Annotated in this window: 16 protein-coding genes; 9 read left to right on the top strand and 7 right to left on the bottom strand. The window is 74.2% G+C overall.

The window, feature by feature from the left end:
* The first annotated feature begins 46 nt into the window (after positions 1 to 46).
* Both glpK and ABTY56_RS32240 read left to right on the top strand, forming a co-directional pair.
* Entirely contained in the window at positions 47 to 1,567 is a 1,521-nt protein-coding gene (glpK, locus tag ABTY56_RS32245; protein WP_350632903.1) for a glycerol kinase GlpK, read from the top strand.
* 174 nt (positions 1,568 to 1,741) lie between these two features.
* Positions 1,742 to 3,337: a glycerol-3-phosphate dehydrogenase/oxidase gene (locus ABTY56_RS32240; RefSeq protein WP_350632902.1), complete on the top strand. Its 1,596-nt coding sequence runs from the start codon at positions 1,742 to 1,744 to the stop codon at positions 3,335 to 3,337.
* 128 nt (positions 3,338 to 3,465) lie between these two features.
* Here ABTY56_RS32240 and ABTY56_RS32235 read toward each other — a convergent pair whose 3' ends face one another.
* Positions 3,466 to 4,686: a metal-dependent hydrolase family protein gene (locus ABTY56_RS32235; protein WP_350632901.1), complete on the bottom strand. Its 1,221-nt coding sequence runs from the start codon at positions 4,684 to 4,686 to the stop codon at positions 3,466 to 3,468.
* Positions 4,687 to 4,831: 145 nt separating this feature from the next.
* Between ABTY56_RS32235 and ABTY56_RS32230 the strand changes: the two genes are divergently transcribed.
* Positions 4,832 to 5,452, top strand: a complete 621-nt coding sequence (locus ABTY56_RS32230) for a TetR/AcrR family transcriptional regulator (protein WP_350632900.1) — start codon at positions 4,832 to 4,834, stop codon at positions 5,450 to 5,452.
* A gap of 82 nt (positions 5,453 to 5,534) precedes the next feature.
* Here ABTY56_RS32230 and ABTY56_RS32225 read toward each other — a convergent pair whose 3' ends face one another.
* Positions 5,535 to 6,923 (bottom strand): GntT/GntP/DsdX family permease, encoded by a 1,389-nt coding sequence (locus tag ABTY56_RS32225; protein ID WP_350632917.1) that lies wholly within the window; start codon positions 6,921 to 6,923, stop codon positions 5,535 to 5,537.
* 2 nt (positions 6,924 to 6,925) lie between these two features.
* Positions 6,926 to 7,480 (bottom strand): gluconokinase, encoded by a 555-nt coding sequence (locus tag ABTY56_RS32220; protein ID WP_350632899.1) that lies wholly within the window; start codon positions 7,478 to 7,480, stop codon positions 6,926 to 6,928.
* 150 nt (positions 7,481 to 7,630) lie between these two features.
* Between ABTY56_RS32220 and ABTY56_RS32215 the strand changes: the two genes are divergently transcribed.
* On the top strand, positions 7,631 to 8,326 hold the full coding sequence (locus ABTY56_RS32215) for a FadR/GntR family transcriptional regulator (RefSeq protein ID WP_350632898.1): 696 nt from the start codon (positions 7,631 to 7,633) through the stop codon (positions 8,324 to 8,326).
* Between the two features lie 175 nt (positions 8,327 to 8,501).
* Positions 8,502 to 8,924: a hypothetical protein gene (locus ABTY56_RS32210; protein ID WP_350632897.1), complete on the top strand. Its 423-nt coding sequence runs from the start codon at positions 8,502 to 8,504 to the stop codon at positions 8,922 to 8,924.
* 133 nt (positions 8,925 to 9,057) lie between these two features.
* Here ABTY56_RS32210 and ABTY56_RS32205 read toward each other — a convergent pair whose 3' ends face one another.
* The 4 genes from ABTY56_RS32205 to ABTY56_RS32190 form a co-directional block, all read right to left on the bottom strand.
* Positions 9,058 to 9,834 carry a metallophosphoesterase gene (locus tag ABTY56_RS32205; protein ID WP_350632896.1) on the bottom strand — a complete coding sequence of 259 codons (777 nt, stop codon included), beginning with the start codon at positions 9,832 to 9,834 and terminating at the stop codon, positions 9,058 to 9,060.
* A gap of 19 nt (positions 9,835 to 9,853) precedes the next feature.
* A complete protein-coding gene (locus ABTY56_RS32200; protein WP_350632895.1) occupies positions 9,854 to 14,416 on the bottom strand; it encodes a hypothetical protein in 4,563 nt (1,520 codons plus the stop codon).
* A gap of 45 nt (positions 14,417 to 14,461) precedes the next feature.
* Positions 14,462 to 15,337 carry a hypothetical protein gene (locus tag ABTY56_RS32195; protein ID WP_350632894.1) on the bottom strand — a complete coding sequence of 292 codons (876 nt, stop codon included), beginning with the start codon at positions 15,335 to 15,337 and terminating at the stop codon, positions 14,462 to 14,464.
* Positions 15,338 to 15,530: 193 nt separating this feature from the next.
* The gene (locus ABTY56_RS32190) at positions 15,531 to 17,069 is read right to left on the bottom strand and encodes a hypothetical protein (RefSeq protein WP_502893229.1); all 1,539 of its coding nucleotides are present in this window, start codon (positions 17,067 to 17,069) and stop codon (positions 15,531 to 15,533) included.
* A gap of 185 nt (positions 17,070 to 17,254) precedes the next feature.
* Here ABTY56_RS32190 and ABTY56_RS32185 point away from each other — a divergent pair, with 185 nt between their 5' ends.
* The 4 genes from ABTY56_RS32185 (at position 17,255) to pxpB (ending at position 20,746) form a co-directional block, all read left to right on the top strand.
* Positions 17,255 to 18,364: an IPT/TIG domain-containing protein gene (locus ABTY56_RS32185; RefSeq protein ID WP_350632893.1), complete on the top strand. Its 1,110-nt coding sequence runs from the start codon at positions 17,255 to 17,257 to the stop codon at positions 18,362 to 18,364.
* Between the two features lie 173 nt (positions 18,365 to 18,537).
* Positions 18,538 to 19,104 carry a hypothetical protein gene (locus ABTY56_RS32180; RefSeq protein ID WP_350632892.1) on the top strand — a complete coding sequence of 189 codons (567 nt, stop codon included), beginning with the start codon at positions 18,538 to 18,540 and terminating at the stop codon, positions 19,102 to 19,104.
* A 164-nt stretch (positions 19,105 to 19,268) separates the two neighbouring features.
* Positions 19,269 to 20,033 carry a LamB/YcsF family protein gene (locus tag ABTY56_RS32175; RefSeq protein WP_350632915.1) on the top strand — a complete coding sequence of 255 codons (765 nt, stop codon included), beginning with the start codon at positions 19,269 to 19,271 and terminating at the stop codon, positions 20,031 to 20,033.
* Between the two features lie 92 nt (positions 20,034 to 20,125).
* Positions 20,126 to 20,746, top strand: coding sequence for a 5-oxoprolinase subunit PxpB (gene pxpB, locus ABTY56_RS32170; RefSeq protein ID WP_350632891.1), 621 nt, complete (start codon positions 20,126 to 20,128; stop codon positions 20,744 to 20,746).
* The last annotated feature ends 148 nt before the right edge of the window (positions 20,747 to 20,894 follow it).

Here is a 20,894-nt window from a genome sequence, read left to right as displayed (position 1 = left end):
GCCCACCCACCCCGTAACCCCCGAACCTGAGCCGAGGACCCTCCACATGACCTCCACCGGTAACTACATCGCCGCGATCGACCAGGGCACCACCTCCAGCCGCTGCATCATCTTCGGCGCCGACGGCCGGATCGTCTCCGTCGACCAGCAGGAGCACAGCCAGATCTTCCCGCAGCCCGGCTACGTCGAGCACGACGCCGCCGAGATCTGGACCCGGGTGCAGTCGGTCGTGCGCGGTGCGCTGGAGAAGGCCGGTCTGACCAAGGACGACATCCGCGCCATCGGTATCACCAACCAGCGCGAGACCACCGTCCTGTGGGACAAGAACACCGGTGAGCCGGTGCACAACGCGCTGGTGTGGCAGGACACCCGCACCGAGGCGCTCTGCCGCGAGCTCGGCCGCAACGTCGGCCAGGACCGCTTCCGCCGCGAGACCGGCCTCCCGCTGGCCAGCTACTTCGCCGGCCCGAAGATCCGCTGGCTGCTGGACAACGTCGAGGGCCTGCGCGAGCGCGCCGAGGCCGGCGACATCCTGTTCGGCACCATGGACACCTGGGTGATCTGGAACCTCACCGGCGGTGTCGACGGCGGCAAGCACGTCACCGACGTGACCAACGCCAGCCGCACCATGCTGATGAACCTGAAGACCCTGGCCTGGGACGAGGACATCGCCGAGTCGATGGGCGTGCCGATGGCCGTCCTGCCGGAGATCCGCTCCTCCGCCGAGGTGTACGGCGAGGCCGTCGGCGACCTGGCCGGCGTCCCGGTCGCGTCCGCGCTCGGCGACCAGCAGGCCGCGCTGTTCGGCCAGACCTGCTTCGACGAGGGCGAGGCCAAGTCCACCTACGGGACCGGCACCTTCCTGCTGCTGAACACCGGCGAGAAGATCGTCAACTCGTACCACGGCCTGCTGACCACCGTCGGCTACCGGATCGGCGACCAGGCCCCGGTGTACGCCCTGGAAGGCTCGATCGCCGTCACCGGCTCGCTCGTCCAGTGGCTGCGCGACCAGCTCGGCATCATCTCCACCGCCGCCGAGATCGAGACCCTCGCCAACACGGTCGAGGACAACGGCGGCGCCTACTTCGTCCCGGCCTTCTCCGGCCTGTTCGCCCCGTACTGGCGCTCCGACGCCCGCGGTGTGATCGCCGGTCTGACCCGGTACGTCACCAAGGGCCACCTGGCCCGGGCCGTCCTGGAGGCCACCGCCTGGCAGACCCGCGAGGTCGTCGACGCCATGCAGAAGGACTCCGGGGTCGAGCTCACCGCCCTCAAGGTCGACGGCGGCATGACCAGCAACAACCTGCTCATGCAGAACATCGCCGACGTCCTGGACGCCCCGGTCGAGCGCCCGTACGTGGCCGAGACCACCGCCCTCGGCGCCGCCTACGCGGCCGGTCTCGCCGTCGGCTTCTGGAACGACCTCGACACCCTGCGGGCCAACTGGCACCGCGCCGCCGAGTGGACCCCGCGCATGGACGAGGCCACCCGGGAGCGCGAGTACAAGAAGTGGCTCAAGGCCGTGGAGCGCACCATGGGCTGGGTGGAGGAGGAAGAGAACAACTGACCGACAAGCCGGCCGGGGCCCCGTGCCCCGGCCGGCCGCCCGCTGTTCAGGCAGCGGGTGTCTCCGCGTTTCACCGGCCCGCCGCACCGGGCCGACCGGTCCCTCCCGAAGGGGCCGCACCGCACACGAGAGGAGTAACGGCGCCGCCTGACCCGCGCGCCGTACACAACCACCATGGCAACCATCCCGACCCTGGGCGCCGAGCGCACCGCCGGCCGCACCGCCTCCCGCGCCGAGACCCGCGAACTGCTCGGCAAGGCCACCTACGACCTGCTGGTGATCGGGGGCGGCATCCTCGGCACGGCCGTCGCCTGGACCGCGTCCCAGGCCGGCCTGAAGGTCGCCATGGTCGACGCCGGTGACTTCGCCGGTGCCACCTCCAGCGCCTCCTCCAAGCTCGTCCACGGCGGTCTGCGCTACCTGCAGACCGGCGCGGTCAAGCTGGTCGCGGAGAACCACAAGGAGCGCCGCGCGCTCTCCACCGACGTCGCCCCGCACCTGGTCAACCCGCTGACCTTCTTCGTGCCGGTCTACAAGGGCGGCCCGCACGGCGCCGCCAAGCTCGGCGCCGGCGTCTTCCTCTACTCGGCGCTGTCCGCCTTCCGCGACGGCATGGGCCGGGTCTCCACCGCCGCGCACGCCGCCCAGCAGGTGCCCGCGCTGCGCACCGAGGGCCTGCGCTCGGTGGCCGTCTACGGCGACCACCAGATGAACGACTCGCGCGTCGCCGTGATGACCGTGCGCGCCGCGGTCGACGCCGGCGCCGTGGTGCTCAACCACGCCGAGGTCACCGGGCTGCGCTTCACCGGCGGCCGGGTCACCGGCGCCGAGCTCCGCGACCGCCTGGACGGCAGCGAGTTCGGCATCGACGCCCGACTGGTGCTCAACGCCACCGGCCCCTGGGTCGACCACCTGCGCAAGATGGAGGACGCCGGCGCCGCGCCGTCGATCCGCCTCTCCAAGGGCGCGCACGTCGTGGTCAAGCGCCGCTCGCCGTGGCGCGCCGCGCTGACCATCCCGATCGACAAGTACCGCGTCTCCTTCGCCATCCCGTGGGAGGACCACGTCCTGCTCGGCACCACCGACGAGGAGTACACCGGCGACCCGAAGGACGTCCGGGCCACCGACGCGGACATCGACCAGATCATGGGCGAGGCCGCGCACGCGATCCGCGACGAGCACCTCGACCGCGACCTGGTCACCTACTCCTTCGCCGGCCTGCGCGTGCTGCCGGGCGGCCCGGGCGACACCGCCGCCGCCAAGCGCGAGACGGTCGTCACCGAGGGCCGCGGCGGCATGCTGTCGGTCTCCGGCGGCAAGTGGACCACCTACCGCCACATCGGCCGGACCGTGCTGGAGAAGCTGGCCCACGTGCCCGGCACCAGCCTCGGCGAGGACATGTCCCCGATCGCCCCGACCGTCCCGCTGCCGGGCGTCGGCGCGCCGAACGCGGTGGCGCACCGCCTGCTGATCGACCGTGAGCCGGGCTCGCGGATGGAGCCGCTGGTCGCCAAGCACCTGGCCAGCCACTACGGCACGCTCTCCTTCGAGATCGCCCGCATGATCGACGAGAACCCGGAGCTCGGCCGGCCGATCCACCAGGACGGGCCGGACGTCTGGGCGCAGGTCGCGTACGCGGCCGACAACGAGTGGGCGTACACGGCGGACGACGTGCTGCGCCGCCGCACCACGATGACGGTGCGCGGCCTGGACACGCCGGAGATCCGGGACGAGGTCGACGCCTTCCTCGCGAAGCGGGCCGGCAAGTAACGACTGTTCCACTGCGGGCGGGCGTTCGGGGTTTCCCCGGGCGCCCGCCCGTCGTTTCGCCCGGGTGCCGTCGTGCGGGAGCGGCGTTGCGCGGGAGCGCTGTTACACGGGGGCGCTGTTGCGCGGGGTCAGATCGGTGCGCCGGCCTTCACCACGTGCTTGAGGTGCCGCTCCGGGCGGGTGAGGACGGTGAGGTCGGCCAGCGGGTCGCCGTCGACGACGAGCAGGTCGGCGTGGGCGCCGGGCGCGAGGGTGCCGATCTCCCCCACCATGCCGAGCAGCCGGGCCGCCGTGGTGGTCGCCGAGCGCAGCACGTCCGCAGTCGGCTGGACCTGGGAGCGGAGCGTGAACTCCTCCAGCTGGGCGGGGTGGAGCGGGCCGAGCAGGTCGCTGCCGTAGACGAGGTTGACGCCCGCGCGGTGGGCGCGCTCCAGGGCGTCGAGGCCCCGGTCGCGAACCTCGGCGAGCTTGCCGACGGACGCGGGCGGCAGGCCGGAGGCGGCGCCGAGCCTGGCGGTCTGCTCGTAGGCGACCAGGGTCGGGACGAGGAAGGCGTCCTTCTCCAGCAGCAGGGCGATCGTGGCGTCGTCCAGCAGGTTGCCGTGCTCGACGCAGCGCACCCCGGCCCGCAGGGCTCGGTCGATCGCGCGCGGGTGGTAGGCGTGCACGGTGACGTAGCGGTTGTGGTTCTCCGCCTCCTCGACCGCGGCGCGGATCTCCTCCTCGCTGTACTGGACGGCGGCGATCTCGTCGTGCGGGGACGCGACGCCGCCGGAGAGCAGCACCTTGAGGTGGCGTGCGCCCTTGCGGAACTCGTCCCGGGCGGCGGCCCGGACCGCGTCCACGCCGTCGGCGATCCGGCCGAAGTTCGGCCGGGACTCGCAACAGGGCAGGGCATCGTCGCCGAGCGGGCGCAGGTCGCCGTGGCCGCCGGTCTGGGACAGCGCCTTGCCGCCGTGCAGCAGCCGGGGGCCGAGCGCCAGCCCCTCGGCCAGGGCACGGGCCATGCCGTGGTCGGCGCCGCCGACGTCACGGACGGTGGTGAAACCGCGGCGCAGCATGCGCTCGGCCTCGGCGAGGGCGCGGACGGTCGCGTAGCCCGGGGTCCAGTCGGCGACGTCGTGCAGGTCGAGCGTGGTGACCAGCAGGTGGACGTGGGCGTCGATCAGGCCCGGCAGCACGGTGCCGCCGGCGGCGTCGACCACCCGGACGCCGTCGCTCGCGGCGGGCGGGCGGCCGGTGCCGGTGGCGGCGATCCGGCCGTCGGCGGCCTCCAGCCAGCCGAGGTCGGTGCGGGTGCCCTGCTCGGGGTGGAGCAGGTGGGCGTTGGTGATCAGCAGTCGGCTCACGGCGGTGGTCCCCCTCGGGTTCGGCGCGGAAGGTTCGGCGCGGAAGGTTCGGTGCGGATGGTTCGGTGCGACAGGTTCGACGGCAGGTTCAGTACGGCTCGTATTGAATACGACTCGTACTGAATACACCATGTATCGTTCTCCTGTGAACCCACCCCCCGCCGATGCCGCCGCTCCCCGACCGCCCCGCCGCCGTGTCCACACCCGGGCCCGACTGCTGGCCGCGGCGAGCGAGCTGTTCCTCACCGTCGGCTTCGCACGGACGAGCATCGAGGACGTCTGCACCGCCGCCGGCTACACCCGCGGCGCGTTCTACTCGAACTTCGGCAGCAAGGAGGACCTGCTGCTGGCGCTCTTCGACGACCAGGCGGCGCAGCGGATGACCGAGTTGGAGCAACTCGCCGCCGCCTGTGAGGAGTTGGCTCCGCAGGAACGGGCCCGGCTGCTGGTCGGGGCGCTGCTGCGGGTCGAGCCCGCGGAGAGCGGATGGATCCTGCTGTTCCTGGAGTTCCGCCTGGTCGCCGCCCGGACGGAGGGGCTGGCCGAGCAGGTCTCCGCGCACGACCGGGCGGTTGCCCGGGCGCTGGCCGACGTCCTGGAGCGGGCGCTGCCGGAGCTGGTGCCCCCGGGTGCGAGCGCCGGGCAGGCCGCGGCGGTGATCCTGGCCGCCCGGGAGGGGCTGCTGGCCCGGACGGCGGCGGGCGGGGTGGCCGCGGAGGAGCTGTTGGAGGCGACGGCCGCGGTGCTGTCGGGCCTGCTGGGCTGAGGAACGCCGAAGGGGCGGCACCCGTACGGTCACGGGTGCCGCCCCTCGGCGATGCTGCGGCTGCGGTGGAGCCGGCGGACCGCTAGATGATCAGGCTAAGCGGCAGGATCAGGGCTATGGCGACGACCGAGATCACCGTCTCCATCACCGACCAGGACTTCAGCGTCTGCCCGACGCTCATCCCGAAGTACTCCTTCACCAGCCAGAAGCCGGCGTCGTTGACGTGCGAGAAGAACAGCGAGCCGGCCCCGATCGCGAGCACCAGCAGGGCCGCGTGGGTCGAGGACAGGTTCGCGGCGAGCGGGGAGACGATGCCCGCCGCGGTGATCGTGGCGACCGTCGCCGAGCCGGTGGCCAGGCGGATCAGCACGGCGATCAGCCAGCCCAGCAGCAGCGCCGAGATGTGCCACTTGCTCGACCACTCGCTCACCGCGTTGCCGACGCCCACGTCGATCAGGGTCTGCTTGAAGCCGCCGCCCGCGCCGACGATGAACACGATGCCCGCGATCGGGCCGAGCGACTTGCCGACGGTGTCGGAGATCCGGGCCTTGTCGAAGCCGGCCGCCCGGCCGAGGGTCAGCATGCCGAGCAGGGTCGCGGCGAGCAGGGCGATCAGCGGGGAGCCGATGAAGTCGAACACCCGCTGGACCATGGCCTTCGGGTCGTCGATCACGACGTCGGCCAGCGCCTTGCCGAGCATCAGGACGACCGGCAGCAGGATGGTTGCCAGCACCGCACCGAAGGACGGGGTGCGGTCGTGCTCGGCCGTCTGCTCGGGGGCGGTGGCGGCCGGGATCTCCAGCGGTCCGACCCAGCGCTCGGCGACCCGCGCGAACAGCGGGCCGGCGATGATCAGGGTCGGGACGGCGATCAGCAGGCCGAGGGCCAGGGTGATGCCGAGGTCGGCCTTCAGGGCGTCGACGGCGACCAGCGGACCGGGGTGCGGGGGCACCAGGCCGTGCAGCACCGAGAGACCGGCCAGGGCCGGGATGCCGACCCGCATCAGCGGCACGTTGCCGCGGCGGGCGACCAGCAGCACGATCGGGATCAGCAGGACGACACCGACCTCGAAGAACAGCGGCAGGCCGAGCACGGCCGCGATCAGCGCCATCGCCCAGGGCAGCGCCCTGGTGCCGGTACGGGAGAGCACGGTGTCCGCGATGATGTTCGCGCCGCCGGAGTCGGCGAGCAGCTTGCCGAGCATCGCGCCGAGGCCGATCAGCAGGCCGACGCCGGCCACGGTGGCGCCGAAGCCCGTGGAGAAGCTGTTGAGCAGCTTGTCGAACGGAGCGCCCGCGACGGCGGCCAGCAGGCCGGAGCCGAGCGTGAGGGCGAGGAACGGGTGCAGCTTCAGCTTGGTGATCAGTACGACGATCGCACCGATGCTGAGCAACACCGCGACCAGCAGCTGGGAGTCGCTGCCGGTGTGCGGCAGGGCCGGTGGGGCGGCCGCCAGCAGGGTGGGGGCAATTCTCACGCGAGGTCTCCATTGACGGGCCGCAGCAGCGCCGCAGCCATCTCGACGAGTTCTTCGGGGGACGGGCCCACGTCCAGGACCGTGCCGCGCTCGTCCGCCCCCAGGGGTTCCAGGGCGGCGTACTGCGAGTCGAGCAGCGACGACGGCATGAAGTGGCCGGTGCGGTGGTTGAGCCGGCCCTCGACCAGCTCGTGGCCACCGCTGAGGTGCAGGAAGAAGGCACCCGGGCAGGCCGCGCGCAGGGTGTCGCGGTAGCGGTGCTTCAGCGCCGAGCAGGTGACCACGCCGCCGGCGCCGTCCTCGGTCCGCTCCTTGAGCCAGGCGCCGATGGCGCGCAGCCAGGGGGCGCGGTCCTCGTCGTCCAGCGGGATGCCGGCCGACATCTTGGCGATGTTGGCCGCCGGGTGGAAGTCGTCCGCCTCGGCGAAGGGGAGGTCGAGGCGGTCCGCCAGCCGGCGGGCCAGGGTGGTCTTGCCGACGCCCGAGACGCCCATCACCACGATGGTGAGGGGGGCCGCGGGGCGGTCGTGGTTCTCGACGCTGAGAGCCATGGGTGGTGCTCCTTCGTTGCCTGGCCGCCACTATCGCCTCAAAGATATGACGTATTCAAGTGTCGGAAACCAAATCGTCATACTTTTAAGGTGTGGGCTGGGTCGCAGGGCGGCGCGGTCGCCCGCGGGCCGAACGTCTAGGCTGGGCGGATGGAGATCCAGGGGCTGCCCGGGCGGCTGCTTGACGAGCTCGGGCCGGCGATCGCATCCGGGGAGGTTCCCGAGGGTTCGGTACTGCGCGGCGAGGAGCTGGAGGACCGGTTCGGGGTGTCCCGGACGGTCGTCCGCGAGGCGGTGCGGATCCTGGAGGGGATGCGCATGGTGGCGTCCCGGCGCCGGGTCGGGATCACCGTGCTGCCGAAGTCGCTCTGGGACGTCTTCGATCCGATGGTGATCCGCTGGCGCCTGGCCGGGGCCGACCGGCCCGCCCAGCTGCGCTCGCTCGGTTCGCTGCGGATGGCCGTCGAGCCGGCCGCGGCGGCACTCGCCGCCGTCCACGCCACCGATGACGACCGGCGCGAACTCAGCTCACTGGCCGTGGAGTTGACGGTCACCGCGCGCGACGCCGACCTGACCACCTTCCTCCGGCACGACATCGCCTTCCACGCCGTGGTGCTGCGCGCCTCCGGCAACGAGATGTTCGCCCACCTCGGGGACACCGTGGGGGCGGTGCTCACCGGGCGGACCGAGTACCATCTGATGCCCCATCAGCCGGAGCCTTACGCGATCCGGCTGCACCGCGAGGTCGCCGACGCGATCTGCTCGGGCCACGCCGAGGAGGCCGAGCAGGCGATGCGGACGATCGTCACGGGCGCCATGGAGGAGCTCAACCAGCAGCTGGGCTGAGCGGGCAGGTGGGCCGAGCCTCCTCGCGGCCGTTTCCCGGATGGCACGATTTGACGGCAGTTCGGTGGTTTCGGACGCATAGTCCCGGTTCGGCGGGGCAGAGTGAGCCTTGGGGGCGCATTTCGTGTGCGCCCGGTCCGTACCGTCACCGAAGTCCGCGCCTGGGGGTCGCCCGATGTCCGTGCCACGCCGCCGTCGCCGCCTGCCCGACGAGGTGCGCGCCGCCGCAGTCCGGGCGGTGCTCTCCCTCGCCTTCACCCTGGTGGGCGTGGTCGTCGCGACGTTGGCCTCGTACGCGGGCAGTTGGATGCTGACACCCGCACTGATGGCCATGGGGCTGGGGGTGTTCGCCACCATGTGGTGCCTGCTGGAAATCCTGATCTCCCGCCAGATCGCGGCGCAGCGGATCCGGACACCGGGATCGGCGCACCCGATGGCGGGCAGCAGGATGCCGCCGCCCGAGCCGTTGGCCGCCCGGCCCTTCCCCCGGCCCGGCGCCTCGGCCCCGCAACAGCCGAACCAGTCGGTGTACCAGCAACCCCAGCAGCGGCCGCAACAACCGCCGCACCAGCCACGGGTGTCGGCCCCGCGGCCGTGACACGGCGGGACGGGCCGACAGTGGCCGGCGCGGTCGACGACGTGGCCGCGCCCGCCCGGCACGCCCCCGCGGAGCACCCGGTCTCCACCGCCCCGCCCGTCCGACTCACGGCGGTCCCCGGCCGGTCGAGGGGCTAGTCGACCGGCACGACCCGGTAGTGGGTGGTGATCCGGGCGTCCCCGTCCAGGACGTGGAAGGCGAGCATCGGCGGGTGGTCGAAGGAGATGCCGCGCCCGCCCTCGCAGGGCAGGGTGATGGTGGACACCACGCCGGGCGCGACCAGCACCGGCAGTCCGGCGAAGGTGGTCGCGGCGGGAGTGTGGGAGTGACCGCAGAGCAGGGCGGCCACCCGGGGGTGCCGGCGCAGCACCCGCGCCAGGCGCACCTCGCCGAACTGGCGGATCCCGTCGACCATCGGTATGTGCAGTTCGACCGGCGGGTGGTGGAAGGCAACCAGGGCGGGCAACTCGGTGCGCCCTTCCGCGAGCCGGGTGTCCAGCCAGTCCAGCGTCTCCTCGTCCAGCAGGCCGTCGTGCTGCCCGGGTACGGACGAGTCGAGCATCAGCACGTCGGCGCCGGGGAGTTCGTGCAGGCGGTTGATCGGGCCCGCCGTACGCCCCTCCCCCGGCGCCTCGCCGAGCAGCACCTCCCGGTACGGGCCTCGCGCGTCGTGGTTGCCGGGGCAGGTGAGCACCGGGTGCCGGGACGTCAGCACCTTGGCCACCTGCTCGTACTCGGCGGTCAGGCCGTGGTCGGCGAGGTCGCCGGTGGCCACCACCGCGTCCAGCGGGCCGGGCAGGGCGTTGAGGTACGCCATCACCTGCTCGGCCCGCCGCCGGGCCCGCTTGCCGCGGTCCCGGCGGTGGTCCTGGCCGAGGTGGATGTCACTGAGGTGCGCGATCGTCAGCATGCCGATCACGCTAGTCAGTTCACGGCTGGGCAGGAACCTCCGCAGGGCGCTTGAACATCCGGGTGGCGGTGATCTCGCCGTGGACGGTCGGGCCGTCCGGGTCCTGCGCGGCGGGCAGGCCGGGGCGCAGGTGCTCCTCGACCGAGATGTACTTGAGGCCGGCCCGCAGGTCGGCGTCGTTGCGCAGACGGATCACCAGCGGGAACTCGGCGAGCGCGGTGGTGTCGAACAGGCCGGTGGTGTAGATGAGCTGGACGCCGAGCGCGTCGGCGACGGCGCGCTGGAGCTCCAGCAGGTAGGTGGCGTTGGCGCGGCCGATCGGGTTGTCCAGGAACAGCGTGCCGGCGTGCCGCAGCTGGGACTGGCCGCGGTCGTTGGCGCGCAGCGCGGCCATCGTGCAGTAGAGCGCGATCGCCGCGGTGAGCAGCTGGCCGCCGGAGAAGACGTCGGACATCTGGCCGACGCCGACCCGCTCGGCGCGCAGCACCGCGTCCGGCTTGAGGATCTCGACGCTGACGCCCTTGGGGCCGATCGCGGCGGCGACCCCGCGCAGCAGCAGGGACATGCCGTCGCGGCGCAGGTCGCTGTTCTTCTTGACGGCGGCGCGGGTGGCCTCGTCGATGACCTCGCCGAGGCGCTCGACCAGGGTGGCGTGGTCCGGGTCCTCGAAGCGGATCCGGAGGAACTCCTGGCCGGACCACTCGCCCAGTCCCTCGGGCAGCCGGGACAGCCGCTGGGCGGCGCGCAGGGTGGTGAGCGAGGACTCGACCAGGCCGCGCAGGCGGTCCACGATCGAGCCGCGGTTCTTCTCCAGCTGGGCGAGCTCGTCGGTGAGCACCCGCAGTCGGGGCGCGAAGGCGGCGGCCCAGGCGGCGGCGTGCTCGGGCAGTGCCGAGGCGGGCAGTTCGCGGATCTGCTGGCGGGCGGGGGTGCGGACGGCCTCGTAGCGGGCAGCGTTGGCGTGCCGGACGAGGGCGTCGGCGGCGTCGCGGACGGCGAGTTCGGCGCTGGACAGCTCGCCGGCGGCGGTGCGCAGGCTGCGGCGGGCGTCGGTCGCGCCGTTGCGGGCCTCGGCGAGGGAGCCGAGGTACGGCTCGACCGGGTCGTCCGGGTCCTCCTGGTGGTCGCGCAGGCCGTCGCGCAGCTGGCCGGCCAGCTCGTCGAAGTCGGCGGCGGCGGACTGGGCGGTGTCGAAGGTGCGCTGCAGGTCGGCGTGCGCGGTGCGGGCGTCGTCCAGGGCCTCGCGGCGTTCGGCGAGGCGGCTGGTGGCGGTGCGCAGCAGGGCCTGGGCGTGCTCCGGGTCGGTGGGGACGAGGTCCTCGGGCAGCTCGGTGTGCGCCTCGCCGTCGGTGGGGGCGGAGCGCTCGGCGTCGCCGCGCAGTCGGCCGAGCTGCTCGCTGGCGGTGGCGGAGCGGGCCTCGATGGTGGCGACCAGTTCCTCGGCGCGGGCGGCGGCGGCCTGGCGGGCCGGTCCGTCGGCACCGTCGGGGCTGCCGAGGAGTTCCTCGGCGCGGGTGCGCACCTTGTTGGTGAGGCGGTCGAGTTCGGCCGCGGCGGCGGCCTCGTCGCCCTCGGCGCGGGCCTGTTCGGCGCGCAGGTCGGCGCCGACGCCGACCTTCTCGTACAGCTGGGAGGCGGCACGGTAGGCCTCGCGCAGGGCGGGCAGCGCGGCGGGGGCGGTGTCGGCCGGGTCGTCGGTCTGCTCTGCGGCGGGGATCTCGGCGCGTTCGGCGCGCAGCGCGCGGGTCGTCCGGCGGGCGTCGTCGGCGGCGCGCTGGGCGGCGCGGCGGTCCTCGTCGCAGGTGCGGGCGCGGTCGGCGCACAGGGCCTGGCGGCGGTCGCACTCGGCGACGTCCTCGGCGAGTTCGCGCTGGCGGCGGGCCCAGTTGGTGCGCTCGCGCAGGCGGAAGGCGAGGCCGGAGAGGGCGTCGGCGCGGCGGCGGGCGCGCTGGGCGGCCTCGCGGTGCTCCTCGTGGGCGGAGGCGGCGGCGGCGTGGTCGGTCTCGGCCTCGTCGTGGTCGGCGCGCAGCGTGGCCAGGGCGGCGGCGGACTGCTCGGCGTGCTCGCGGGCGGCCTCGGCGGCGGCGGCGAGTTCGGCGAGGGTGCCGGGCGGGCAGCTGGCGTGCCACGAGGCGAGGCGGGCGGCGAGGGCGCGGTCGGCGCCGAGGCGGCCGGCGAGCTCGCGGATGTGCTCCTCGCGGGCGCTCGCCCGGGCGCGCAGCTCGCGGCGTTCGCCGTCGGCGGCGGACTCGTCGTGCATGGCCGGGTTCGGCGGCACGAGGAAGAAGGCGGGCTCGTCGGTGATGGGGGCGATCAGGGAGGCGGCGGCGCCGACGGCCACGGTGGAGCGCGGCAGCAGGGCGGCGGACTGCAGGGCCTCGCGGGCGCGCTCCAGCGAGGACGGGTCGGTGACGACGACGCCGTCGACGAGTTCGGGGCGGGCGGCGAGGATCGCGTCGTGGTCGGCCGGGTCGACGGACTGGGCGAGGTAGCGCCAGCCGGGCAGGGCCGGGATGCCGTGCTCGGCGAGGTACTCGACGGTCGCGAGGACGTCCGGGCCGGGCGGCAGCAGACCGCCGTCGCCGAGGGCGGCGAGGATGCGGGAGTCGTCGGCGGCGGCCGTCCGAAGGTCGAACAGGGTGCGCTCGGCGGTGGCGATGGCCTCGTCGAGGAGTTCGCGCAGGTACTCGGCGTTGCGGTCGAGGACGGCGGGGGTGAGGAAGCCGGCGTCCTCCTCGGCGTCGTCCTGGTACGGGGTGAGGGAGAGCAGGTCGGCGAGGCGCTGCTCGGTGGCGAGCAGGGCGGCGGTGCGCTGCTCGCCGGCCAGGGACCGGGCGGCGGCCTTGCGGGCGTCGCCGGCGCGCTCGGCGGCGAGTTCGGCGCGCGAGGTGGCGGCGGCGGCCTCGCGCAGCCGGGCGGCGCAGGCCTCGGCGGCCGTACGGGCCTGGGCGAGTGCGGCGGTGGCGGCCTTCTCGACATCGGCGGCGTGCAGCGCGGCGCGGGCCGGGTCCACGTCGCCGTCGGCGTCGATGAAGCCGGCCGCGACGGCGGCTTCGGTCTCCTGCTCGACCTCGGCGAGGCGCTGGCGCAGGTGCTCGGCCTCGCTGCGGGCCTTCTGGGCCGCGGTGGCGGCCTCGGTGGCGTCGGACTGCGCCTTGGCGCCGTCCTTCTGGAGTTCGCCCGCGCGCTGCTCCTCGGTGTCGGCGCGGGACTCGACGGCCGCGGCGGCGACCTCCAGGGCGCGGGCGAGGGCGGTCGCGGCGCGGGCGCGGGCGGCGAGCGCCGGGGCGGCGTCCAGTTCGGCCTCGCGGATGGCGGCGGCGACCCGGGTGACCCGGTCGGCGGCGGCGCGCTGGCGGAGCACCGCCTCGGCGGCCTGCCAGGCGGAGTGCAGGGTGCGGGCGTCGATCAGCTCCCGGCGCAGCGCGGCGGCTTCGGCGGTGGCCGCAGCGAGGCTCAGGGTGGCGTGCCGGTAGGTGAGTTCGTCGGTGATGAGGGTGTGCCGGGTGCGGTCGGACTCGGCGGCGGTGACGGCGCTCGCGGCGGCCGCGACCTCGATGGCGAGGTCCTGGGCGCGGTCGCGTTCGGCGCCGGCCCGGGAGGTGAGGGCGTGGGCGAGGCGGCGGGTTCGGCGCTCGGCGGTGCGGTGGGTCTCGCGGACGGTCTCGCGGGCGGTGGTGGCCTCGGCGATGCGCTCCAGCAGGTCGAGCGAGCCGGCGGTGAAGTCGCGTTCGGCGGTGAGTTCGGAGCGGCGGCCGAGCTTGGCGGCGAAGCCGTGGACGAGGTCGGCGAGGCCGTCGGTGTCCCGGGTGTCGGTGACGGCGCGCAGCAGGAGGTCGGTGAAGTCGCTGTCGTGCTTGACCGCGAAGAGGCCGGCCGCTTCGCCCTCGTCGGCGTTCATCTCGCGCTGGTAGCGGAAGAGTTCGGGGTCGAGGCCGAGTTCGCCGAGGTGCTCGGTCCAGCGGTCGTGGCCGTCCTCGAAGACCAGGTCGAGGTGGGGGTGGGCCTTGCCGGCCTCGGTGAGGGCGTCGCGGAAGCCCTTCATGGTGCGGCGGCGGCCGCGGGCCTTCTGGTCGCCGGCCAGGCTGATCCGCTCGGCGACCGGCAGGGAGTCGAGGGTGAGGCCGGGGCCGGGGCGGAAGGAGTACCAGGTCTCGGCGAACTTGCGCGGGTCGGAGGAGACCTGGCGGCCGCGCCACTCGCTGACCTTGCCGACCACGATCAGTTCGCCGGTGACGGTGTGCTGCCACTCCAGGGCGACGTGGCCGCAGTCGTCGGCGAGCAGGAACTTGCGCAGCACGCCGGAGCTGGCGCCGCCGAGGGTGTTGCGGTGGCCGGGGAGCATGACCGAGAAGATCAGCTTGAGCAGGACGGACTTGCCGCCGCCGTTCTCCAGGAAGAGCACGCCGGCGGGGGCTGGGCGTCGGACCGGGCCGTCGGTGTCCTCGCCGAACAGGCCGATCTGCTGCGGGGCCGGGTCGGCGACCGGCTCGCCGACGCCGCGCAGGTCGAGCACCGTGTCGGCGTAGCGGGCGCCGGCCGGTCCGATCGAGTAGAGGCGGACCCGGTTGAGCTCGTACATGTGCGGCGGTTCTCCGTGCGTCTGTGGGGTGCGTCTATGGGGTTGTCAGAGCGAGTGGAACGGCAGGCCTGCGTCGGCGACCAGCTCGTCGGAGGTGTCCGGCGGCAGCAGGCTGGCGGTGCCGTCGGAGACCGGGACGACACCCAGGTCGAGCAGTTCGGCCATGGCCGCGCTGCCGGCCAGGTCGCGGACCTGGAGCTGGTAGCGGGCGGTGGTGCGGTAGGTGCCGCCGGAGTCGTCGGAGACCTTCTGCAGGAAGCCGGAGTCGACCAGGAACATCACGGCCTTGGCGACGATGCCGATGGTGGAGCCGGAGAGCCGGCGGGCGTCCTTGGTGGCGCCGGTGGCGGTGCGCCGGGCCCAGACCCGCCAGGCGGCCTCCAGGCCGGGGGCGTCGGACTGCGGGTCGGTGTTGGCGCCCTCGACGTCGGCCTGCTCCTCCAGGCGGCGGCAGGCCTGGCGGACGAAGGAGTCGACGCCGTTGACGGTGATCCGGCCGAGGTAGGTGTCGTCGGCGAGGTCCTCGGGGCGGGGGAAGGCCATCGCGGCGACGGCCAGGTGGGCCAGGCCGTGCAGGAAGCGGTCGGTGGACTCGGAGGCGGCGCGGCGCGAGTAGTCGCCCATCCGGACGGCGAAGAGCGAGTCCTCGGCGGCGGCCACGGCCATGCCGGCGCGCGGCGAGACCTCCAGGACGACCAGGCCCATGCCGGTGGCGATGGCGTCGGCGAGCCGGGCGAACGGCGGGTCCTCGCGGTGGCGGCGCACGAGTTCGGCGTACTCGACGTCGCGGGCGGGCAGCAGCTTGGCCTGGAGGCCGAAGGAGACCAGCCGGGCGGCGTCGGCGACGTCGGCCGGGGTGATCGGCGCGGGGGCGGCCGGTTCGGTCTCGGTCGCCCAGGACGTGTCGTGGTGGGTCGTCACGGGCGGTGCTCCTCGGGGCTGTTGCTGCGGGTGTTCGGGTGGGTCGTCACGTTCGGGGGTTCCGGTGGGGCGTCACGTTCGGGGGTTCGGGTGGTGCGTCACGGCGGGCGTTCCGGTGGTGCGTCACGTTCGGGCGTCCGGGCGTTCCCGTGACGCGGTCCCGTGGCGCGGTCCGGTGGCGCCGTCCGGCCGGTCAGCCGGCGTCCTTGCGGTCGGCGGCCATGCCGACCGCGTCGAGCAGGGCGCTGCCGACGATCAGGTCGGCGCCGCCGAACTCCGGATCGTGCAGCGGGGTGCCGTCGTCCACGGCGAAGAGCAGCCGCTCCTCGCCCTGGCGGTAGGCGGTGCCGACCGGTGGGCTGGCGGCGTGCACGGCGAGCAGGGCGACCAGGTAGGGCAGGTCCGGGTCCTGCTTGCGGGCGTCGGCGAGCAGGCCGGAGAGTCGGCGGGGGGCGTCCGGGGGCAGGTCGAGCAGGACCAGCGCGGCCTCCAGCTGGGCCTCCGAGAACCGGCTGTCGTCCGGGGTGGCGACCAGGTCCGGGTCGGGCAGCTCGGCGCCGAGGTGCTCGCGCTCGACCGGCGGGGTGAGCAGCAGGTCGACCAGGTCGGCGACCCGGACCGAGACCGGGGTGCGCAGGCCGACGCCGCGGGCGAAGAAGGCGCCGGTCGGGCGGACGGCCTGCTCCACCGGCAGCCGCAGCACCGGGGCGAGCAGCTGCCCGTACAGGTCGATGCCGCTGCGGGCGCCGGGGGTGGCGAAGGCCTGCCGGTCCTGCTCGGCGCGGAACAGCGGGCCGGCTTCCAGCAGGCGGGTCTGCAGCTGGGTGTGGCGGCGGATGCAGTCCTTGACGATGTCGACCAGCTCGGCGGCGCGGCGCTTGTGCTCCGGGTCCTCGGCCTCGTCGCGGGCCTTGCGGATGTTGGTGAGAATCGCGTTCTCGTGCCGGTAGCGGTCGGCGATGTGGTCCAGCGCCTCCTCGATGAGGTCCGGGATGGCGCGCATCCAGTCGACGGCCCGGACGTTGCGGCGGGTGGCGTCGAGGGCGCGGCGCAGCGTCTCGGCGTACTGGACGGTGCGGTAGCGGGCCTGCTCGGCGGCGAGCTGGGCGTCGGCCAGGCGGCCGCGGCGGATCAGCACCTCCAGCTTGACCTCGGCGGCGATCTGGGCCGAGGTGACGTCGGTGTCGAGCGCGCCGACCAGGACGTTGACCGCCTCGTCGGTGGTGCGCAGGTAGACGCCGCCGTCGGGGCCGGGGACCTCTTCGATCAGCTTGAAGTCGTAGTCGCGGCGCACGTACGCGCCGTCCGCGCCGAAGGTGCCGTAGACGGCGCGGAAGCCGCGGTCGACGCTGCCGACGTTGATCAGCGACTCCAGCACCCAGCGGGCGACCCGCTCGTACTCGGCGGCGGGACGGCCGGCGGCCTGGGCGGCGACCCGGGGCAGCAGGCGGGCGAGGACGGTGTCGCGGTCGGCCCCGGTGTCGAAGTCCATGTTCAGCGTGACCAGGTCGATCGCGGCGAGGCCGACCTCGGCCATCGCGTAGCCGCCGTACTCGCCGGCCAGGTTGACCTTGCGGTTGTCCAGGTCGTGCAGCGGGGCGGTGCAGGCCAGCGCCTTGAGCCGGCGGGCCAGTCCCTCGTCGGCGGCGGGGCCGGGCGCGGGGCGCGCGACGGCCGGGCCGGCGGACGGACGGATGCCGGGCTCGGTGGGCGGGTCTGCGATGGCGGTCACGGAGGACAAGATTAGAGGTTCGCACCGACATCGACCGAAACGGACCTTGTGGCCGGACGGAGCGGCAGGTGGGCGGCGGTCCGGGGATCGTTTTCAGAACGCGGTTTCGACGGTATTCCGCCATTCTCGAACCGGCATTCGAGAAACCCGTGAGGGCGGCGCAATGGTTCGGTGATGATCGACCTATGATCACCCGACTGGCCAAAGCGGGCCTCGCCGTCGCGCTGTCCGTGACCACCCTCACCACCGGTGCCGTCCTCACCGCCGGCGCCGCCGCAGCCGCGGCCCCCAAGGCACCGAGCGCCAAGGCTCCGGCCCCCAAGGCACCGGCCCCCAAGGCACCGACCGCCACGGCGTCGACCTCCGCGCAGCACGTGACCGTCTCGCAGTCCGGGAACTACCCCGGCGGCTTCTTCACCACCGGCACCATGTCGGCGAGCTGGGTGTCCGCCGGCACCGCGGACCTGACCGGCCCGACCCACTTCACCGTCGACCTGCCGCCGGGTGTCACCACCGACGGCGCGATGTTCTACTCCACGCCGTACGACTACACCTTCACCGAGACGCTCTCGCCGGACGGCCGCCACCTGGAGGCCGTCCTCACCGGCACCCGGGTGGTCGGGAAGAGCGAGTTCATGAAGCTCAACCTGCGCACCACACCCGGCGTGCCGATCGCCGGCGTGATCACGGTGACGGCCGCCAACCCGAACGACACCGACCCGACCGGCCACGTCTCCCGCTACGACCTCGGCACCGGCGGCTACCTGCCGGCGACCGCCCAGGCCGCCCCGAGCGTCACCGGCCTCGACACCACCACCGGGCCGGGCACCGGCGGCACCGCGGTGACCGTCAGCGGCAGCAACCTCGCCCACGGCATGGTGCTGGTCGGCGGCGTCCCGGCGCCCGGCACCTGCACCGACACCGCCTGCACGGTGACCACGCCGGGCGGCTCGGGCAGCGCCCTGGTCAGCGTGGCGACGCCCGGCGGCACCGCTGCCGCACCGGCCGGCTTCGACTACACGGGCGCCGCTCCCCCGGCCCCGCCCGCGCCGGCGGTCACCAGCCTGAGCCCGGCCAGTGGCCCGGTCGCCGGCGGCACCCGGGTGAACGTGATCGGCAGCAACCTCACGTACGGGACGGTCGCGTTCGGCGGGGTCCCGGCCACGCACGTCTCCTGCGGCCCGTCCTTCTGCACGGCCACCGCTCCGGCGGGCTCCCGGACGGGCCCGGCGGACGTCACGGTCACCACGGCGGGCGGGACCAGCGCCCCGGTGACGTACACCTACACGGCGTAGCGACCCACCGTCGGTGCCCGGGTGCCTCGGCACCCGGGCACCTTCGCGTTTCCGGACGCCTCGGGACTCCCGCGGGTCCACCACAGGGCGAGTTGAACATGTTCAAAAGGAGGGTCTAGAGTCGGTTCCGCGCAGACGGGACAAGGCTCCGCCTGCAATTCGGAGGTGCAGAGGTGTACGAGACGGACGACGACCCCGGGGCCGTCCTTCGCAAGGTGGACGACGACCCCGCGGCCGTCCTTCGCAAGGTCCGGCGTTGGCTGTGGTTCTTCCTGGTCTGCCTGGTGCTCAGTGGCCTGACCGCGTTCCCGCTGGAGACGGAGACCCGCCTGCTGGTCGAATTCACGACCGGCCCGGCGGCCCCGCTGGCCGACCACTTCCCCGCCGCGACGGCCTGGTTCGAGCGGGTCCACGCGGGCATCGCCGAAACCGACGAGCGCTACCCCTTCCTGGCCTACGGCACCGACTGGCTGGCCTTCGCCCACCTGGTGATCGGCGCCGCCTTCTGGGGGCCGCTCAAGGACCCGGTCCGCAACATCTGGGTGATCCGCTGGGCCGCGCTCGCCTGCGGGGCCGTCATCCCCCTGGCCCTGATCTGCGGGCCGCTCCGGGGCATCCCGCTGGTGTGGCGATTCATCGACATGTCGTTCGGAGTCTTCGGCGTCATCCCGCTGCTGATCGTGCTGCGAGCCCTGCGTCCGCTGGAACGTTCCTTCCGGGAACCGCAGCCCGCGCACTGAGTCGGCCCGGCCCGCAGGCCCCGTGTGGCGCCGCCCCGGGGCGTGCGGGACCGGTCGCACGCCCCGGGCCCGGCGGGGCCCGGGTCACGGACAACGGCCTTCACCCGCAGGCCCTACCATCTGGCTCAACAGCTGCTGGGAGGCGGACGGGCGTGGCCGATGCGGTGATCGATCTCAATGCGGACCTCGGCGAGGGGTTCGGACGCTGGACGCTGACCGACGACGAGGCCCTGCTGTCGGTGGTGACCAGCGCCAACGTCGCCTGCGGCTTCCACGCCGGAGACCCCTCGACGATGCGCCGGGTCTGCGCACTCGCCGCCGAGCGCGGCGTCCGGATCGGCGCCCAGGTCTCCTACCGCGACCTCGCCGGCTTCGGCCGCCGCGCGATGGACGTCCCCCCGGAAGAGCTCGCCGACGAGATCGCGTACCAGATCGGCGCCCTCCAGGTCTTCGCCCGCGCCGCCGGCTCGAAGGTCTCCTACGTCAAACCGCACGGCGCCCTCTACAACCGGGTGGTCGCCGACTCCGACCAGGCCGAGGCCGTGGTGGCCGGCGTGCTGCGGGCCGGCGCGGTCTGCGACGGACCGCTGCCCGTCCTCGGACTTCCCGGCTCCCGGCTGCTCCAGGTCGCCGAGGGCGTCGGACTGCCCGTGGTCGCCGAGGCCTTCGCCGACCGGGCGTACACCCGCACCGGCACCCTCGTCCCGCGCCGCGAACCCGGCGCGGTGGTGCACGACCCCGAGGCGGTGATCACCCGCGCGGTCGACATCGCCCGGGACGGCGTGGTGGAGGCCGTCGGGGGCGACCGGATCACCGTCGAGGCCCGATCGCTCTGCGTCCACGGCGACACCCCCGGCGCCGCCCAGCTCGCCTGGCGGGTGCGCGGCGCCCTCGCCTCGGCCGAGGTCCGGGTGGAGGCGTTCACGTGACGGCCGGCGGCTCCGATTCCGGCGCGGGTGATGGCGCCGGGTCACGGCCTGACGCCGCGCGGTCGGCCGGGTCGGGGCAGCAGCCGGGGCCGGTGCGGCGGGTCGGCGAGCGGGCGTTGCTGATCGAGCTGCCCGGGACGGCCGAGGTCACGTCCCTGTACGGATGGCTGCGCGAACAGCGGGAGGCGGGCACGCTCGGCGAGGTCGAGGAGCTGGTGCCGGCCGCCCGCACGGTGCTGCTGGACGGCGTCGCGGACGTCGACGCCGTGGTGCGGCTGCTGCGCACCGCCCGTCCGACGGTGGCCGGGGCGGCCGGGGCGGGGGGTGGACCGGTGCTGGAGGTCCCGACCGTGTACGACGGCGCCGACCTGGCCGAGGTCGCCGCGCTGTGGGAGGTGTCCGAGGAGGCGGCCGTCCGGATCCACACCGAGCCCGAGTACGTGGTCGCCTTCTGCGGCTTTGCCCCCGGCTTCGGCTACCTCACCGGGCTGCCCGCGCGGTACGAGGTCCCGCGCCGGGCCACCCCGCGCAGCTCCGTCCCGGTCGGCTCGGTCGCCCTGGCCGGCCTGTACACCGGGGTCTATCCGCACCCATCCCCCGGCGGCTGGCAGCTCATCGGCCGCACGGCGCTCGCGCTCTGGGACACCGGCCGGGAACCTCCGTCGCTGCTGGCGCCGGGCGTCCGGGTCCGCTTCACGGCGCAGCGCGCGTGAGCGGGTCAGGGGCGCGACACCGGCTCCCCTCCGGGCGGTGTGCTCGGCGGGCTCCGGACGGGATCGGGCTCCCCGCCGGCCTCGGCCCGACGACGCGGCGCGGCCTCGGCCCGACGACGCCGCGCGGCCTCGGCCCGGCGACACAGCA

Source organism: Kitasatospora sp. NPDC097691 (assembly GCF_040302665.1).
GTDB lineage: Bacteria > Actinomycetota > Actinomycetes > Streptomycetales > Streptomycetaceae > Kitasatospora.
This window is presented reverse-complemented; position numbering and strand designations above follow the sequence as displayed.

Excerpts from the sequence above, each read along its gene's own strand:
- ABTY56_RS32220 (WP_350632899.1), bottom strand. The coding sequence starts at position 7,480 with ATGGCTCTCAGCGTCGAGAACCACGACCGCCCCGCGGCCCCCCTCACC.
- ABTY56_RS32200 (WP_350632895.1), bottom strand. The coding sequence starts at position 14,416 with ATGTACGAGCTCAACCGGGTCCGCCTCTACTCGATCGGACCGGCCGGC.
- ABTY56_RS32205 (WP_350632896.1), bottom strand. The coding sequence starts at position 9,834 with ATGCTGACGATCGCGCACCTCAGTGACATCCACCTCGGCCAGGACCAC.
- ABTY56_RS32185 (WP_350632893.1), top strand. The coding sequence starts at position 17,255 with ATGATCACCCGACTGGCCAAAGCGGGCCTCGCCGTCGCGCTGTCCGTG.
- ABTY56_RS32215 (WP_350632898.1), top strand. The coding sequence starts at position 7,631 with ATGGAGATCCAGGGGCTGCCCGGGCGGCTGCTTGACGAGCTCGGGCCG.
- glpK (WP_350632903.1), top strand. The coding sequence starts at position 47 with ATGACCTCCACCGGTAACTACATCGCCGCGATCGACCAGGGCACCACC.
- ABTY56_RS32210 (WP_350632897.1), top strand. The coding sequence starts at position 8,502 with ATGTCCGTGCCACGCCGCCGTCGCCGCCTGCCCGACGAGGTGCGCGCC.
- ABTY56_RS32240 (WP_350632902.1), top strand. The coding sequence starts at position 1,742 with ATGGCAACCATCCCGACCCTGGGCGCCGAGCGCACCGCCGGCCGCACC.